Origin of the sequence: Bremerella cremea, from assembly GCF_039541315.1 — a bacterium.
Classification (GTDB): domain Bacteria; phylum Planctomycetota; class Planctomycetia; order Pirellulales; family Pirellulaceae; genus Bremerella; species Bremerella cremea.
Genome location: NZ_BAABFZ010000003.1, coordinates 2,596,258 through 2,611,623, shown reverse-complemented (window position 1 = coordinate 2,611,623; position 15,366 = coordinate 2,596,258). Strand labels below are relative to the sequence as shown.

The following is a 15,366-nucleotide window of genomic DNA, read 5'->3' as shown; positions in this document are numbered from 1 at the left end:
TGACATTGTGTCACATCCCATTGGGGCGTGGCCATGCGAATTGGCGTGATTGCGCGGGCATTTAATTCGGTATGAACGAATTTTTCCCGCGGCAAACGCTCTGCGACGGATGCCCCGACAAACGTACTACGCAAACGCGCCGGTCGCTGCTGCGGCTTTCCTTCGGGGTGCTGAGTTTCATTGCGGAGAGCCACCCCCAAAGATTGAGTGTGAGCATTCGCAGCCCATAACTGCAAAAAAAATGGCCACTGTTTCCAGTGACCATTCTTCGTTTGAACTTGTAGCGAAGGTTCGCTTACTTGTGGTTCTCGATCGCACGCTTCAGTGCGGTGCCCATGTCGGCTGGGCTTTCGGCGATTTCGACACCAGCGGCTCGGAGGGCGGCAAACTTTTCGTCCGCGGTTCCCTTGCCACCACTGATGATCGCACCGGCGTGACCCATTCGCTTGCCAGGAGGGGCCGTACGACCCGCGATGAAGGCAGCGACTGGCTTGGTCACGTTTTCTTTGATGAACGCAGCAGCTTCTTCTTCGGCGGTACCACCGATTTCGCCCATCATCATGATCGCTTCGGTTGCGTCGTCGGCCTGGAACATGGCCAGCAGATCGATGAACGACGTACCCACGATCGGGTCACCACCCAGACCGACACAGGTCGACTGGCCGAGGCCGAGGTTGGTGAGCTGCCAGACAGCTTCGTAGGTCAACGTACCGCTACGGCTCATCACGCCGACAGGACCCTTCTTGTGAATGTAGCCCGGCATGATGCCGATCTTGCATTCTTCCGGCGTGATCACGCCAGGGCAGTTAGGACCGATCAGGACCGACTTGCTCTTCTTCACGGTTTCGTAGACAGGAACCATGTCGAGAACTGGCACACCTTCGGTGATCGCACAGATCACTTCGATGCCGGCATCGACCGCTTCCAGAATGGCATCGGCCGTGAACGGTGGCGGCACGAAGATCATCGTGGCGTTGGCACCCGTTTCTTTGACCGCTTCCTCGACCGTGTCGAACACCGGCAGGCCTTCGACGGTTTGACCAGCTTTGCCCGGCGTAACACCGCCGACCATCTTGGTGCCGTATTCCTTGCAACCCTTGGTGTGGAACTCGCCGACCTTGCCGGTGATGCCCTGACAAATGACTTTGGTGTCTTTGTTGACGAGGATACTCATGGTTTTATTTTCAGTGTTCGGATTTCCATGTTCAGTAAGGAAGAGAGCGAAGTCAGTGACGTTCTCTCTTCTCTGACCCTCGCCGGTAAAAAGAGCGAAGGTTAGGGCAGGGGCAAAGTGTTTGGGTCTTGGGCCCCTGCGAGTTTGAAATCTTGATCCGTTACCTATGGCTCTGGCCGATATCGGACAAAGAGCCATGGATTGCGGTCGCAACAACAGCGGCCCGCTTAGGCCACCGTAGCGACAACCTTCTTGGCGGCGTCGGTCAGACCATCACCAATGATGATGTCGATGCCCGAGTCGGCCAGCATCTTACGACCTTCTTCGACTTCGGTTCCTTCCAGACGAACCACCAGGGGCACGTTGAAGTCGAGCTTCTTGTAAGCTTCCAGCAAAGCGCCGGCGATCGTCGTGCATCGCATGATGCCGCCGAAGATGTTGACCAGCACGGCCTTCACGTTCTTGTCGTCCAGCAGAATGCTGAAGGCTTCGGTCACCTGGTCGACGTTGGCACCGCCACCGACGTCCAGGAAGTTGGCTGGTTCGCCGCCGTGCAGCTTGATGATGTCCATCGTGCTCATGGCCAGACCAGCACCGTTGACCAGGCAGCCGATGTTGCCGTCGAGCTTGACGTAGCTGAGACCGGTGTTGCCGGCACGCACTTCGGCTGGTTCTTCTTCCGACAGGTCACGCAGCTCGGCCAGATCCTTGTGACGGAACATGGCGTTCTCGTCGAAGGTCATCTTACAGTCGAGAGCGATCATGCCACCGTCGCCGGTGATGACCAGTGGGTTGATTTCGGCCAAGGCACAGTCCGTGTCGACATAGACCTTGCACAGACCCTTGATGAACTTCTCGGCACTGCGAGCGGCCGGGCCATCGATGCCCAGCTTCTTGCACAGCTTGCGGATCTGGAAGCTTTGTGGGCCCAGAGCCGGATTGAAGTGTTCTTTGAAGATCTTCTCAGGCGTGTGAGCGGCGACCTCTTCGATCTCCGTACCACCTTCGCTCGACATCATCAGAACTGGCAGCTTGGCGGCACGATCGAGAACGATACCGAGGTACAGTTCGCGTTTGATGTCGCAGCCTTCTTCGACCAGCACCTGGTTGACTTGCTTGCCTTCCGGACCGGTCTGGATGGTGACCAGTTCCTTGCCCAGCAATCCCTTGGCAACCGCAGCGGCTTCGTCCGCCGATTTCACCAATTGGACACCGCGCTGATCGGCGTTGTCTTTCACGGTTCCTTTACCGCGACCACCAGCGTGGATTTGTGCTTTGACGACGGCAATGCTGCCACCCAATTCCGTGTAAGCGGCGCTCGCTTCTTCGGGGGTCTTGGCAACGATACTGCGGGGCACGTTGACCCCGGCTTGGCGAAGGATTTCCTTCGCTTGGAACTCATGAATCTTCATCGACTTCTTCCAACAGGAATGGCATACGTCGAGCGGGAAAAGCCGGATTATACGCCTCATAGAAAATGAGGGTCAACCAGAGGGGGATTGCCAAATCGTCACACTTGTGCATGAAGACACCCTAATTTCACTCGGAAAAACGGGGTGAAGTGCATGCACTTCGCGATATTTGCCAATCGAGCCAAAGATCGCCTAAAACGCGAACGTTCTGACTTGGTTCGCGTTTCGTTAAGCGGTTTGCAAATCGTGCCGACCTCATGCCCCAATCGAGTGTACGGCCTCTTGGTGATAGGTCGGTCGTGGCGGACTAGCGTCGTTTCGACTTCTTGCTGACTGGCACCTCGAAGTCGAGCGTGGTCGTCTCCGCCGAGATCGTTTCGGTGACCACGTATTCAGGAAAGAGGGGATGCCCTGGGAACTCGCGATCGCCCCACTCGGCTTGTTCCGCTGCGGTCGGAGGCACCGTATCGAAACCGGTGATCTTGATCGAATAGCTGCCGGCAATGGGTGCCTTCAGACGCTCGGTCTGGTACTTTCCGTCCCGGATCAAGGCAAAGCCGGTCGGAGCTTCGATCCCCATCGAGGCCTGCGGCACGAACCAGATGGCTCCTTTAGGAACCGGTTGTCCGTTGTACTGCACGCTTCCTTCGACGATGACGCGCGAGAATGCATCGTGCGAACCACAGCCCGGCAAAGAGGCGGCTGCGGCAATCAACAGCAGGACCATGGCAGTCCCCAATCGTTTCGTAGCCACGAGGAATTCCTTTCGATCGTTTACTAATTCAAGCCGCCCAGGGGAGCTCCGTCATTGCGGACGCCACACTGCTGATAGATCGGAAGGTTCATCGTTTCACTCACCCACGGCACCGAGCCATCGGCATACAGAAACTGCGCGCCGCCTGGGTGCTGACTGCCAAAGGTCGATTGCCACACCGCGTGATCGTGCCAGCCGGCTGCCAGTAAGTCGGCCGCGCGGTTGATGGGGTTCTCGGTGGCGGCGACGTTGTTCAGATAACCGTTGTTGCCGTTATGCGTCCGGGCACCTTGGGCCCAGCCATGATGCGTTGGGCTTCCACTTCCGTAGGCCGTCTTCTGATCGACCGACTCGCCAATCATAAAGGTATTGGTCGTCCCATCGGTGATGTCGCGGAAGCTGATCTTAGAGTTTTGGAACAACACTCCATTATCGAAGACCCGATAGTTCACACTTCCGGTCTGTTCCCAACGCGGTGGCGCGTCGTTCACGTCGACGCCACCCATCACGCCGAAGTAGTTGTTCTTCAACTCTTCGTTGCCGTTGCGGGGAAAGCTGGGGCACTGAAATGCCTTGTTGGGCGTTCGCTGGATCGTGGCGTTGGGGGTCGTCTGGCTAATGTGCGAAGTAAAAGGGCTCTCGAAATCAAACTGATTGTGCAGGTTGTCTTGTTCCAGGTAGGGAAGCACCAAGACGGTCCACGGCGCCATCGTTCCTTCCGGATCGTTCGCCGAACGAGGTGGATACTGCGTGTCAGTCGTCAGATTGCCCGATGGAAACACAAGGAACGTGTCGTGATAGTTGTGCAGCGCCAGGCCCAACTGCTTGATGTTGTTACGACACTGCAGGCGACGGGCCGCTTCGCGTGCTTGCTGGACGGCGGGCAAAAGAAGCGCGATCAAAACCCCAATGATGGCAATGACCACTAACAGTTCCACCAATGTGAAACCACGTGGCGAGCGAGCGATAGACATAGAATCTGTTCCTGCCGCGTGCCCAGTTCCCTAGGCGGGCTGGCGCAAGCGCTGACCTTCTCGGGTCGAGATGGGGGATGGGTGAATCAGGAGGGACTGCCGCGCACAAAAAAAGCTGGACAATGATCGTCCAGCCTTTCGGTTCAGCATACCTATGAGGGGTCTAGCCGTAAACCCATTTACCTAAATCGCCAAAAATTCTTGGCAACACGGCTATGGGCGGGCGTCTGGTTTAAACGAGGCCTCGTTGCCCGGCCAGTTCTTCCAGCCCCAGACGCTTCATCTTTTTATAGAGCGTGGTGCGATTGATCCCGAGCTGATCGGCGGTTTCATTGCGATTCCAACCATTCGACTCCAGGACTTCGCGGATAATCTGACGTTCCGGACCTTCCAGGGCTTCTTTCAACGTCGTGCCGGTACGATGGCTGACCGAAACCGGGGCTCCGGACGCAATCGATGTCGGAAGATCGTCTGGGGTGATCTCATCGTTCTTGCTGAGCAGGACCGCACGTTCGATCACGTTCTGCAGCTCTCGCACATTGCCAGGCCAGCGATAACGCTGCAGGGCGGCGACTGCTTCGGTCGAGAAGCCATGCACGCGACGACCAGTGTCCTGACAAACTTCGGCCAAAAAGTGATCGGCCAAACGTGGAATGTCCGAGATACGTTCACGCAGCGGAGGCAGTTCCAGGTTGATCACATTCACGCGGTAGTACAGGTCCTGGCGGAAATCGCCGCGATCGACCAGCTGGGCCAGGTCTTCGTTGGTGGCAAGCACCACACGGGTATCGACCGTTTCGGTCTCGGTTCCACCGACCGGCTCGAACTGCAGCTCTTGCAGCACGCGAAGCAGTTTGACTTGCATGCTCAGCGGCGCGGTACCAATTTCGTCGAGGAAGATCGTGCCGCGATCGGCTGCTTTGAACTTGCCAGCTTTGTTGCCCGTGGCACCGGTGAACGAGCCAGCAACGTGACCGAATAGTTCGCTTTCCAGCAGGTTTTCAGGCAGGGCACCGCAAGCGACTTCAATAAAGGGTTGGTCGCGGCGATTGCTGCGACGATGAATGGCACGAGCCAGAAGTGACTTACCAGTACCACTTTCACCGGTGATCAAAACGGTCGCACGTGTGTCGGCAACACTGTCCACCATGTCGAAAATGCGCAACATGCGATGGTCATGGCCAATAATATTTTCCAGGCCGAATCGCAGATCGAGCTGCTGCTTTAATTGCTGATTCTCCTGCATAACCTTGCGCTGCGAGAGGGCTCGTTCTATGGCCATCTCCAGCTCTTCGTCGATCAATGGCTTGGTCAACAGATCAAAGGCGCCTGCTCGGAGCGCTTCGATTCCAGTCTCGACCGTGGCGTAACCGGTGACCATGATCACGGTGGTGCCAGGATGACTCATACGGCAGCGACGCAATACATCGAAGCCATCTTCATCTCCCAGGCGAACATCGGCCAACACCAGATCGTACGAGCGGCTATCGAGCAGGGCGTAGGCCTGATTCAGGTTCGCGGCCTGATCGACGTTGTAACCGATTTCTCGCAGCCAACTTCCCATCGATTCCAGTACGTGGCGGTCGTCGTCGATTAGTAGCAGTTGGGCTTGGTTCATGGCTGGGATATCCAGGGATTCTTGGCGACAGTTCTCTCAATTTGCGCGGGCGGTCCACCCACGGCATCGTCGATGTGGCTAATTGTCCGCATCTACAGGTTTATCTAGGTCACGTATTTACCCAAGTCAACGCAATGTGGTGTTTTGTCCACACCCTCACGCGAGCCCACCCAGCCGAATCACGGGAACCCGCAACTTCGGTTGGGCAGCAGAATTCCCCCTAAAGAAGGCCCAAACCCCGGAAAATACTACCAGTAGCGGGTGCGGAACATCGCAAAAACGGGGACCTTGGTGGGTTACCACACTGGAAATGGTCCCTCAGGGGGTTAATATGGCTTTAAAGCGGCACCTATTGACGCAAGGTCATCAAGGATAGGCAGTTAGTGAGATTTTCGGCGTTTCCTAAAAAGTACGCCGTACTCATGATTGGGTGGGGGATACTGCACCTGAATGACCACTGACAACATCCATGCCTGATTGATTTGAGAGGTCTCTATGTCCATTAACGTGTTGGTTGTCGACGACCACGAAGTCGTGCGCAGCGGTCTAGCAAGCCTGTTCCGCGGCACCGATATCCAAGTGGTTGGCGAAGCTGTCGACGGAAATGAAGCCGTCGAAAAAACACTCCAGCACAAGCCTGACGTCGTCCTGATGGATATCCGCATGCCGGAAATGGACGGCTTGGCAGCGCTCGAAAAGCTGCAGTCGGACGCCCCGGGTACCCCGGTCGTCATGCTCAGCACCTATGACAACCCGACCTATGTTGCTCGCGGCGTTGCCCTGGGTGCGGTCGATTACGTTCTGAAGGGTTCGCCCCGGGAACTGATCGTCGAAGCAATCCAGAATGCAGCCACCGGCGGCAAGCAGCCTGAAGGGGGCATCATGTCCCGCGTGAAGGGCACCATGGCCAAACGCCACGACGCCAAGAACAGCGAATTCCCGCTTACTAATCGGGAAATGCAGGTTCTGCGTCACCTGGCTCTGGGTCTCAGCAATCGTGAAATTGGTCGTTCGCTGAGCATCAGCATCGAAACGGTCAAGGAACACGTGCAGAACATCCTTCGCAAGATCGACGTCACTGACCGCACCCAGGCCGCTGTCTGGGCTGTCCGTCAAGGCTTGGTCTAGGCCCGCTTCAGAATCTCCCCACCTAGCAACGCTTCGTTCCAAAATCGAAAACCCTGCTCGACCTCTGTCCAGCAGGGTTTTTCATGCGCGGTCACAAAACGTTGGCGGTAGGCTATCAATCGCGATACCTTCGGAGGGAACCTTCCTCGTTCCCTGCCAGGCCCACCATGCGTTTAACCCTTTATCTACCTCAGTTGCTACTATGCCTCCTCGTGGTCGTTCCCACCGCCAACGCGCAGTGGCGACGACACACGATCGACAACACATCTCAAGGCGCCGACGGCGTTCGGCTGCACGACATCAACCAGGATGGTCTGCTCGACCTTTGCGTTGGTTGGGAGGAAGGCGGGATCGTGCGGATCTATCTCCACCCCGGAAAGCCGCAGGTCCGCAAGCCATGGCCTGCGGCTACCATCAGCAAGGTGTCCAGCCCGGAAGATGCCGTCTTTCTTGACTTAAATCAGGATGGAGCGGTCGATGTGATCTCGGCATGCGAGGGAAAAGAACGCAATTTATTCGTACATTGGGCTCCCACAAACGTTGATGATCTTTTGAAACCAGAAGCCTGGCGAACGGAAGTATTCCCTGGAAATCCGAAGCGTTTGATGTGGATGTTCACGTTGCCATGGCCCAACACCAACGGTGGCGTCGACCTGGTCGCTGGATCGAAGGGACGAGGCGCCGAGGTCGGCATCTTTGCGCAACAAATGCCAGAGCTTGCCTGGAAGTGGCAACCGATTGCGCCGGCCGCGTGGATCATGTCGCTCGTTTCAGAAGACATTCAAGGCGATGGCAAGCCGGACCTCGTCTACAGCGATCGCAAAGGGAAAGAACGTGGCATCTATTGGGTCGACATGGCCGATCCCAATCAGCCAGGCAAGCCGCAACTTCTGGGTGGCGCCGACCACGAAGTGATGTTCCTCGACATCGCCGACATCGATCAGGATGGGCACCGCGACATTGTCGCCGCAACGCATGATGCCGGTTTGCTACTGCTTCACCGGACAGGCGATGCCGTTGCATTCGAGCCGATCGAGATCCCGCTTCCAGGTCGCAGTGGGACCGGCAAGTCGGTCAAAGTTGGCGACATGGACGGAGACGGTCAGGCCGACCTGGTTTTCAGTTGCGAGAACGCCAACGGCAAGCGTGGCATCGGCTGGCTGACGACACCCAGCAAAAGCCGACAAGATCTGGCCACCGCACGTTGGAGCCTGAGCGATATCAGCGGCCTGACGGAAGGCATCAAGTTCGATCTGCTGCAACTGGTCGATCTCGACCAGGATGGTGACCTGGACGTGCTGACGTGCGAAGAACGCGCCAACCTGGGCGTGATCTGGTACGAGAATCCCAGTCGTTAACGCAGCCCAGGGATCTTCGGAATGTTGGCGTCGCTTGGCTTGATGCCTGAAACATCGATCGACTTGCCGTCGTCAATCTGGAACTTGCGTGTCTCAGGCCAGTACTGGATCTTACCGGCAGTCAGCGTCTGGCGAGATCCGCCGATCCGTTGCTGGTGAATCAGCTGGGCCGCGTTGCGACCATTGCCACTGAGTGTCAGCAAGTGCTTAGCAGTGGCATAGCTGATGCGATCTGCCCAGGCACTGAACATCTTCCCTTGCACTTCGCTGTTGCCCATTGCCAAGATCTCGGCACCACCCAGTTCGGAAGCATCCGGATGCTGGACGACCGTCAATTGATCGCAGCGAAGGGTCACGTCGTTGGGGTTCATGTTCGCCAGGGTCTTTGCTTCGATCTCTTCGTCCCACGATTTGACCGGGCCATAGTAGGCTCGATCGACTTTGTGGAAGGTCGCCTCTTTGCGATGGGTGTTGCCGCTGATGTGGCTGACGAAGTCGACTCGCAGGAAGGTCAAAGCCTTTTCGTTGGCCGGCTGAATCGGAGTTGGCTGCCCAGGAACTTGCCCTGAGAACGAGCCCACCATCACCGACTTGGCCGTGCCAGGGCCTTGAGCATGGATGTTTCCGTTGACCTGATCGACGGTCAGCGTCTTGCCTTCAAACTGGTCGACCGACTTCACGATTCCTGCCTCGACGTTCCGGCTGTAAACCTTCACACCGCCGGTGCAGTCGACCCGTTTGGCACTGAGGGTCTTGTTCCTGGAAGTGTCGGTGAAGCTAATCGGATGACTCAGCGTGATCGCCAGGCGAGCGGTCGTCAGGTGACTTTGACGTCCCTGGATCTTCACGGCTCGGTCGAACGTGATTTGGTCGTGAACCGCTTCGAGACCACCCTGCCACTGAACGTTGAAGTACTCTGGCACCGCCAGCTTGCGTCCCTGGAAGTCGCGATCGAGCGGGAATACCAGATCGCCAGGGCCTTCCGACCAGACACGACCTTGCAGTTGATTCACCCGCAGTTGGCCGCTACGCAGCACCAGCCCGCGGCCTGAGACCGTCGCAGGTTCGCCGGTGACGTGGATCTCGGCGTTCTCGTCAGAAGCATGTAGCAGCTGAACGACATTGCCACGCACCATGAATGGATCGATGAGTTCTTCCCCTTCCGGCATTTCCGCCAGTTGCACCTGACCGGTGATCTGAGCCGAGTCGAGGTGCGACTTCTTTCCGTCGAAGCGGACCACCAGCTGGATAACTTCGCCGGCGAGGCGATAGCGCGAAGGATTCTCGTTCGGTTTGCTTTGCCCCGGCGCGGCTGGCCGCTGCATTGAAGCAGGCGGTCCCATCGTTCCGGAAAGGGAAGGGGAGGTCGCGTCGGCCTGGAATCGCCCAGGCTCGTTGGCCGGGGCCGCTTGCGGATCGTCGAATTCAAACCAGGTTTTGATTTCGTTCGTTCGTCCGACAAGCTGCGGTGTATCGATCGAAATCCGACCAATCCCATGCAGGCGGCTCGGCAACAGTTTCTGACGATTGGTTCCGGCTGGGGTGACATCCTGCAGGTAGACGAAAAGCTGATCCCCTTCGATCTGCCCTTTGCCATTCATTGAAACCTGGGCGTTGCCTTCGACCGCGACGGCATACTCGCTATTCTGCGGCTCGAGGCGAAACTGCTTTTGCCAAGAGAGGCGGCTGACTTCGCTGGGATCGTTGTCGTTCATCTGGCCAGTGAAGAAGCCTGGTCCTGCTGACCAGACACGTCCCAGGTGGCTGGTCTTCTCGGCCAGTTCGTACATCAAGTGAGGCGATTCGCAGCGGTATTGATCTTTGGAAAGCACGGCGACCGGATTACCGACTACTTCGATCCGCCTCTTTGTCAGGTCGTAGATCAGCTGCTTCCCTTCCGCCGCGGCGTTCACACTGGTCGCGTTTAACTTGAAGGGATTGCCAACCGCCACCAGACGCTGCATCTTTAGCTTCGCAGCGGCAGGCTCCGCCGCAGGATCTTGGGGAGCCTCGGCTTGCGGCGCCGATTCGTCACGTTGGAAATAGACCTCCAAAAGGTCGGCATCGAGTTGATCGTTCACGCCCGCGGCTACCAGGCGGCGAACCTGGACTTTATCGCGGAACGTAGCGACACGATGCTTGCCGTCAAACTGGAACGGTCCACGACACATGATCTCGACGGGGGCCGAAGCATACATTTTGTTGTTCGGTTTGTGTTGCACGCCTGGCATTTCGGCCGCATCCCCCAGCAAGCCGCGACCTTCTGTCGAGAGGATGATTCGATCGACCTCGACCAGTTCGAGCACCGACAAGGCCGAGATATTCGGGCCTTTCTTCTGGGCCTGCTTCGGGCCTTCCTCGAACTGGGCGATCAGATGCCGGCCTTGCCCCTGATGTTTGCCCATCAGGAACTGCACGTCTTTCTTCGTTTCGATACGATCTGAAGCGAGTGTCACGTCCGAGGTGATCACGTCGAGTGGCTCGTGCTGGCCGTTCAAGCTTTTACGGGTGATCGTCACGTTGCCCAGCAGTTGACCGCCGACCAGATCACCAATCTTGCCGAACGCCAGGTTCAATTCCGAGAACTGCAGCAACGCTTCGTCGGCGTTCAAGATAATGACCGGGCGATCCCACTTCTCCGATTCCTCTTCGCTCTCGAAGGCGATGATCGTCAGCGGCTTCAGCTTCAGCAGATTTGATTTCTGACTGGGGTCGATTTGGTTTTCAACCTCGTGAAAGTCCTTCATCAGGAGCATCACGTTGTTGCTTTCCAGAACCTTGGTTGGGCCAAGTTGCCATCCGCGAGGTGGGAAGAACTGGGCCAACTTCTGCTTTTGCTGACCGAGAAACTCGGCCGAGGTGAACGTGCTGGCTTTGTTTTCGTTCTCTTTGATGGTGGGCTCGATCATCGGAATGACGATCGACTCGTAGGCGACGGTGATGGCGATCATCACACCAAACACGACCCCAACACGCACCGCTTGTCCGGTGAATGTGGGTGGGCGCCAGGCAACTTCCTGTTTGGCGGTCGTCAACGTTTGCATCCGAGCTTAGAAGGTTTGAATGATGTCGTTCCAGACTTTTTTCGCTTTCAGGATCACCTCGATCACTTCGCGAATCGCGCCTCGACCTCCGGGTGTCTTGGTCACGTAATCAGCCGCCGATTTGACTTCGTCCGCCGCGTCGGCCACGGCAATGCCTAGACCAGCCAGGCGAATAACGCCGAGGTCGATCAAGTCGTCACCAACGTAGGCCAACTGTTCTGGCTGAAGGCCGTATTGCTTCAGCACTTCTTCCGCGACGGTCGCTTTGTCGTGAATCCCCTGACGGACGACATCCATGCTGAGCTCTTGAGCCCGCAGACGCACGACCTGGGAATTGCGGCCGGTGATTAAGCCGCATTTAAAACCGGCTTGTCGCCAAAGTCGAAAGCCGAGCCCGTCCCGAATGTGGAACTGCTTCGACTCGACTCCTTCGTTGTTGAGGATGACTCCGCCATCGGTCAGCACGCCGTCGACATCGGTCAACAGCAGCTCGATCGATTGGCATCGCTGCTCGAGATTCATCTACGCTTCTCGCTGGTCTTGGTTCGGAAATCGAATCGTCAGGGCAGGGGGTTCGGCCACGTCATCTTCCGGTTCCCCTGGTGGTAACTGCCCGACCATATCGGTCACATCCAGCATACCAAGCGGACGGCCATCGGCATCGATGACCGGAAGTTCGCTGATCTTGTCGTCGGCCAGGCGATGCAGTGCGGCCTGGAAACGGGTTCCGGCGAAGGTTGCCTTGGGGTGCCGCGTCATCACGCTAGCGATCGGGCAATCGATGTCGAGCGGCTCGTCTCGTTCAAACAGCCGCGCCAGATCGCTATCGGTGAAGATGCCTGACAGGCGGCCATCTCCATCGGTCAACATCACCGCGCCGGTGCGTCGGCCACTGACACGAACCTTGCGGAACACTTCCCGCAGCGACAACTGATCAGAAGCGACGCGGCATTCGGCCAGCGGTCGCATCTTCTCTTCGACAAAGGCCAGCTTCCGACCAAGACTTCCGCCGGGATGATATCGGGCAAAGTCTTCCTGGCGGAAACCACGATGCTGACTGACCGTCATCGCCAAGGCATCTCCCATCGCCAACATCGCAGCAGTGCTGGCCGTTGGGGCGAGGTTCAATGGACATGCTTCGACAATGCCGCCCAGTTCCAAAACGATTGAGGCCGCTTTACCCAGCGTGTTTCTGGGGGAAGAGGTAATCGCGATGATCGTTGCGCCCAGGCCACGAATCATGGGCAATAGCCGCACGATCTCTTCCGTTTCGCCACTTTGGGACAGCATCAGCACGATGTCGCGATCGCCGACACGTCCCAGGTCTCCATGAATGGCTTCAGCTGGGTGGAGGAAATGTGCTCGGGTACCGGTCGACGCGAAGGTGGCGGCCAGCTTGGTGGCGACATGCCCCGCTTTGCCGATGCCGCTGAGAATGATGTCCCCCTGACAGTTCTGAATCATGTCGACCGCCGCCGCGAAACGCTCGTCGAGCGAGTCGGCCACGCGCAGCATGACTTCCGCTTCATGGCGAATCGTCGCTTGACCTTGCTCGATCCAGGCCAGCCTGGGAGAGACAATATCTTGCTGTCGAATTGGGGAACTCATGACGCCGGTCTTCCTTGACTTGGTCATTGGTAACTAAGACGGGACGGATCTCCTCGGATCTCGAGCGGGGCGATTCTACGAGTTTTCGCGATTTGCCTCAACAGAAACCAAGCTGAACAATATTGACTCATTTTGAGACAAAAGTCTCAGATCGACAGCACACCAAATAGATTCGTCAAGTTTGATATGAAAAATTCTTCGATAAGAAGTATAGTGACAGCAACAGCTTATATCGAGAAACGCGATCGTAGGGGCATTTTCTTCGAATCTGGCTTGTAGTTTGCTCGGTTTAACTATTTGGCAGAAGAGGCGAACTCCTTACCATACGCGCGCGTCGAAAATGATTGCGAAACCCTCGCATGCCTAAACGATTTGAGGGAACGATCGATGATAGAGCTATCCAAGTTAGGTCCGTTTGCCCTGGAGAACCGCCTCGGGAACGACCCGTCCAGCCATGTATTTCATGGCTTCCATCTGAAACAAAAACGCCAAGCGGTCGTTTGCATCTTGCCCGAACGATACGCTGAGAATCCTCGAGCTCGACGACGCCTGGAAAAACGCAGCCGGCAGCTGATGAAGATGAACCATCCCAACATCGTCCGGTACCATGGTGCCGGGATCGATCAGGGGATTCCGTTCTTCGCACTCGACTTCGTCGACGGGATCAGTCTGCAGCAATACCTCGACCAGCATGGTCCACTGCCGTGGGAAACGGTTGTCGAGATCGGCCTCCAGGTATGTGCCGCCCTGGCCGCTGCTCACCACATGAACATCCATCACCTTGATGTTCGGCCAGCTCATATTCTGCTGTCGGGCGAAGGTTTGAAAGACCCTCGCAAACCGCTGAAAGTACAGATCACAAGCTTCTGGGCTGATCCGCGTTGGCGGCGTTCTTCCTTGTTGCTCTTCCCGAAAGATCGACAACAGTATCTCTCGCCAGAGCAGTTTGAAGATCCACAATACGTCGACGACGCAACCGACATCTTCTCGTTGGGATGCGTCCTATACGAGATGATTACCGGCAAATTGCCGTTTGATCCGCTTGCCAGCGGTGACGAACGGTGGAAGCAACCAGACCGGCCTGCCTCGCTGGTGCTCGATTGCCCAGTCTGGCTCGACCGTGTTGTGATGCGAATGATCGAGATCATGCCGGATAAGCGTCCGGCCGACATCGACTCGGTCGCCTCAGGTCTTCGCGAATCGCAAGATGCTGTGGCTCGCGGTATGAGTGCGATCGAGCATGCCCTGGTCGGCAACAACGGTCGCGAGAGCATTATCGACATCGGTATCGATCGCAGCGAAGCAGAAAAGCTGCTGCACAAACCACGCTTCCAGGATCGAGGCTCGTTCTTCAACAGCCGCATCTTCCTGGGTCTGGCGTTGATTGTGGTGGTGGGGGCCCTGGTTTGGCTACTCCGACCACTGAACGATTCCGAGCTGCACGCTCGGGCCGAAGCGTTGATGCTGACCGACGACACGACCAAATGGCGTGATGCTGAATCGAACTATCTGCAGCCGCTGCTCGATCGCTATCCCGAGAGCGAATATGCCGAGGATGCTCAGAACTGGCTCGACATGATCCAAATGGAACGTGCCGAAGCTCGTCTGGTGCACAGTCTGCGGATGTCGCGAGATTTCCGCAGCGATGCCGAGCGCCAACTGGCCAATGCCCGCGGCCTGGAAGACTCTGGCAACCATCTGGGGGCCTGGTACCAATATGACCGGATGGTAGAAGATTTGCCCGAGTCGCCAGACAACCGTCCTTACAAGCTGATTGCCAAGCGTGAGATCGTTCGGCTGCAATCGTTGCGGGTTCGCGACAGCATCCAGAAGTCGACCATCAGCGATTTCGTGCTGCAGGCGGAAGAGATGATCCTGTCGGGCAACGTGCGTGAAGGTCGCGAGATCTTCCGCCGGATTATCTCGCTGTATCAAGAGAATCCTGAAGCAGGTAGTGCCGTCGAGCTTTCCAAGAACGAATTGGCCAAGCCCTACTCGATGGCGGCCGCCAAGAGTAACGCTTCGGCTCGACCAATCAAAGTTGCCTCTGAGGACGAAACGGCTCAGGAAGTCCGCAAGCCGGAGCTGACCGAAGACGCGTCGCCGGCTGAATCGCCAGCAACCGACGAAGCGACGACTCCTCAGCCGATGCCAACCGAGGAAACGACCGAAGAGATCGATGTCACCGAAGCGGCCGCTCCCGAAGCTGGAACCCCAGAAGCTGGCACACAGGAAGAAGCCCCGGTCAAACGAGCTCCTCTGTTCCCAATCGGGAGCGAGTTCTAAACCGAGCCAC

Annotated in this window: 11 protein-coding genes; 3 read left to right on the top strand and 8 right to left on the bottom strand. The window is 57.1% G+C overall.

Annotation, left to right across the window (positions count from 1 at the left end):
* Positions 1 to 295: 295 nt before the first annotated feature.
* From sucD to ABD890_RS12900, 5 genes are all read right to left on the bottom strand, one after another.
* Positions 296 to 1,174, bottom strand: coding sequence for a succinate--CoA ligase subunit alpha (gene sucD / locus ABD890_RS12920; protein WP_345089817.1), 879 nt, complete (start codon positions 1,172 to 1,174; stop codon positions 296 to 298).
* Between the two features lie 227 nt (positions 1,175 to 1,401).
* Positions 1,402 to 2,586 (bottom strand): ADP-forming succinate--CoA ligase subunit beta, encoded by a 1,185-nt coding sequence (sucC, locus tag ABD890_RS12915; protein ID WP_345089814.1) that lies wholly within the window; start codon positions 2,584 to 2,586, stop codon positions 1,402 to 1,404.
* Between the two features lie 307 nt (positions 2,587 to 2,893).
* Complete coding sequence (locus tag ABD890_RS12910; protein WP_345089812.1) at positions 2,894 to 3,340, bottom strand: hypothetical protein; 447 nt, start codon at positions 3,338 to 3,340, stop codon at positions 2,894 to 2,896.
* Between the two features lie 23 nt (positions 3,341 to 3,363).
* Complete coding sequence (locus ABD890_RS12905; RefSeq protein ID WP_345089809.1) at positions 3,364 to 4,314, bottom strand: DUF1559 family PulG-like putative transporter; 951 nt, start codon at positions 4,312 to 4,314, stop codon at positions 3,364 to 3,366.
* 232 nt (positions 4,315 to 4,546) lie between these two features.
* Positions 4,547 to 5,932 (bottom strand): sigma-54-dependent transcriptional regulator, encoded by a 1,386-nt coding sequence (locus ABD890_RS12900; protein WP_345089805.1) that lies wholly within the window; start codon positions 5,930 to 5,932, stop codon positions 4,547 to 4,549.
* 495 nt (positions 5,933 to 6,427) lie between these two features.
* Here ABD890_RS12900 and ABD890_RS12895 point away from each other — a divergent pair, with 495 nt between their 5' ends.
* Both ABD890_RS12895 and ABD890_RS12890 read left to right on the top strand, forming a co-directional pair.
* Entirely contained in the window at positions 6,428 to 7,060 is a 633-nt protein-coding gene (locus ABD890_RS12895) for a response regulator (RefSeq protein WP_345089802.1), read from the top strand.
* A gap of 167 nt (positions 7,061 to 7,227) precedes the next feature.
* A complete protein-coding gene (locus tag ABD890_RS12890) occupies positions 7,228 to 8,418 on the top strand; it encodes an FG-GAP repeat domain-containing protein (RefSeq protein WP_345089799.1) in 1,191 nt (396 codons plus the stop codon).
* On the opposite strand, the gene ABD890_RS12885 is transcribed toward ABD890_RS12890, so the two are convergent.
* From ABD890_RS12885 to ABD890_RS12875, 3 genes are read right to left on the bottom strand one after another with little or no spacing between them, the layout of a single operon-like run.
* Positions 8,415 to 11,453: a hypothetical protein gene (locus ABD890_RS12885; RefSeq protein WP_345089796.1), complete on the bottom strand. Its 3,039-nt coding sequence runs from the start codon at positions 11,451 to 11,453 to the stop codon at positions 8,415 to 8,417. The two genes, ABD890_RS12890 and ABD890_RS12885, sit on opposite strands and share 4 nt — an antisense overlap.
* A 15-nt stretch (positions 11,454 to 11,468) precedes the next feature.
* The gene (locus ABD890_RS12880) at positions 11,469 to 11,984 is read right to left on the bottom strand and encodes a KdsC family phosphatase (RefSeq protein ID WP_345089793.1); all 516 of its coding nucleotides are present in this window, start codon (positions 11,982 to 11,984) and stop codon (positions 11,469 to 11,471) included.
* Entirely contained in the window at positions 11,985 to 13,070 is a 1,086-nt protein-coding gene (locus ABD890_RS12875; protein WP_345089791.1) for a KpsF/GutQ family sugar-phosphate isomerase, read from the bottom strand.
* A gap of 387 nt (positions 13,071 to 13,457) precedes the next feature.
* On the opposite strand from ABD890_RS12875, the gene ABD890_RS12870 reads away from it, so the two are divergent.
* The gene (locus tag ABD890_RS12870; protein ID WP_345089789.1) at positions 13,458 to 15,356 is read left to right on the top strand and encodes a protein kinase domain-containing protein; all 1,899 of its coding nucleotides are present in this window, start codon (positions 13,458 to 13,460) and stop codon (positions 15,354 to 15,356) included.
* Positions 15,357 to 15,366 lie beyond the last annotated feature (10 nt).

What these genes read in the sequence shown, in the direction of transcription:
- ABD890_RS12900 (WP_345089805.1), bottom strand. Translation starts at nt 5,932, where the DNA reads ATGAACCAAGCCCAACTGCTACTAATCGACGACGACCGCCACGTACTG.
- ABD890_RS12875 (WP_345089791.1), bottom strand. Translation starts at nt 13,070, where the DNA reads ATGAGTTCCCCAATTCGACAGCAAGATATTGTCTCTCCCAGGCTGGCC.
- ABD890_RS12905 (WP_345089809.1), bottom strand. Translation starts at nt 4,314, where the DNA reads ATGTCTATCGCTCGCTCGCCACGTGGTTTCACATTGGTGGAACTGTTA.
- ABD890_RS12890 (WP_345089799.1), top strand. Translation starts at nt 7,228, where the DNA reads ATGCGTTTAACCCTTTATCTACCTCAGTTGCTACTATGCCTCCTCGTG.
- sucD (WP_345089817.1), bottom strand. Translation starts at nt 1,174, where the DNA reads ATGAGTATCCTCGTCAACAAAGACACCAAAGTCATTTGTCAGGGCATC.
- ABD890_RS12870 (WP_345089789.1), top strand. Translation starts at nt 13,458, where the DNA reads ATGATAGAGCTATCCAAGTTAGGTCCGTTTGCCCTGGAGAACCGCCTC.
- ABD890_RS12880 (WP_345089793.1), bottom strand. Translation starts at nt 11,984, where the DNA reads ATGAATCTCGAGCAGCGATGCCAATCGATCGAGCTGCTGTTGACCGAT.
- sucC (WP_345089814.1), bottom strand. Translation starts at nt 2,586, where the DNA reads ATGAAGATTCATGAGTTCCAAGCGAAGGAAATCCTTCGCCAAGCCGGG.
- ABD890_RS12895 (WP_345089802.1), top strand. Translation starts at nt 6,428, where the DNA reads ATGTCCATTAACGTGTTGGTTGTCGACGACCACGAAGTCGTGCGCAGC.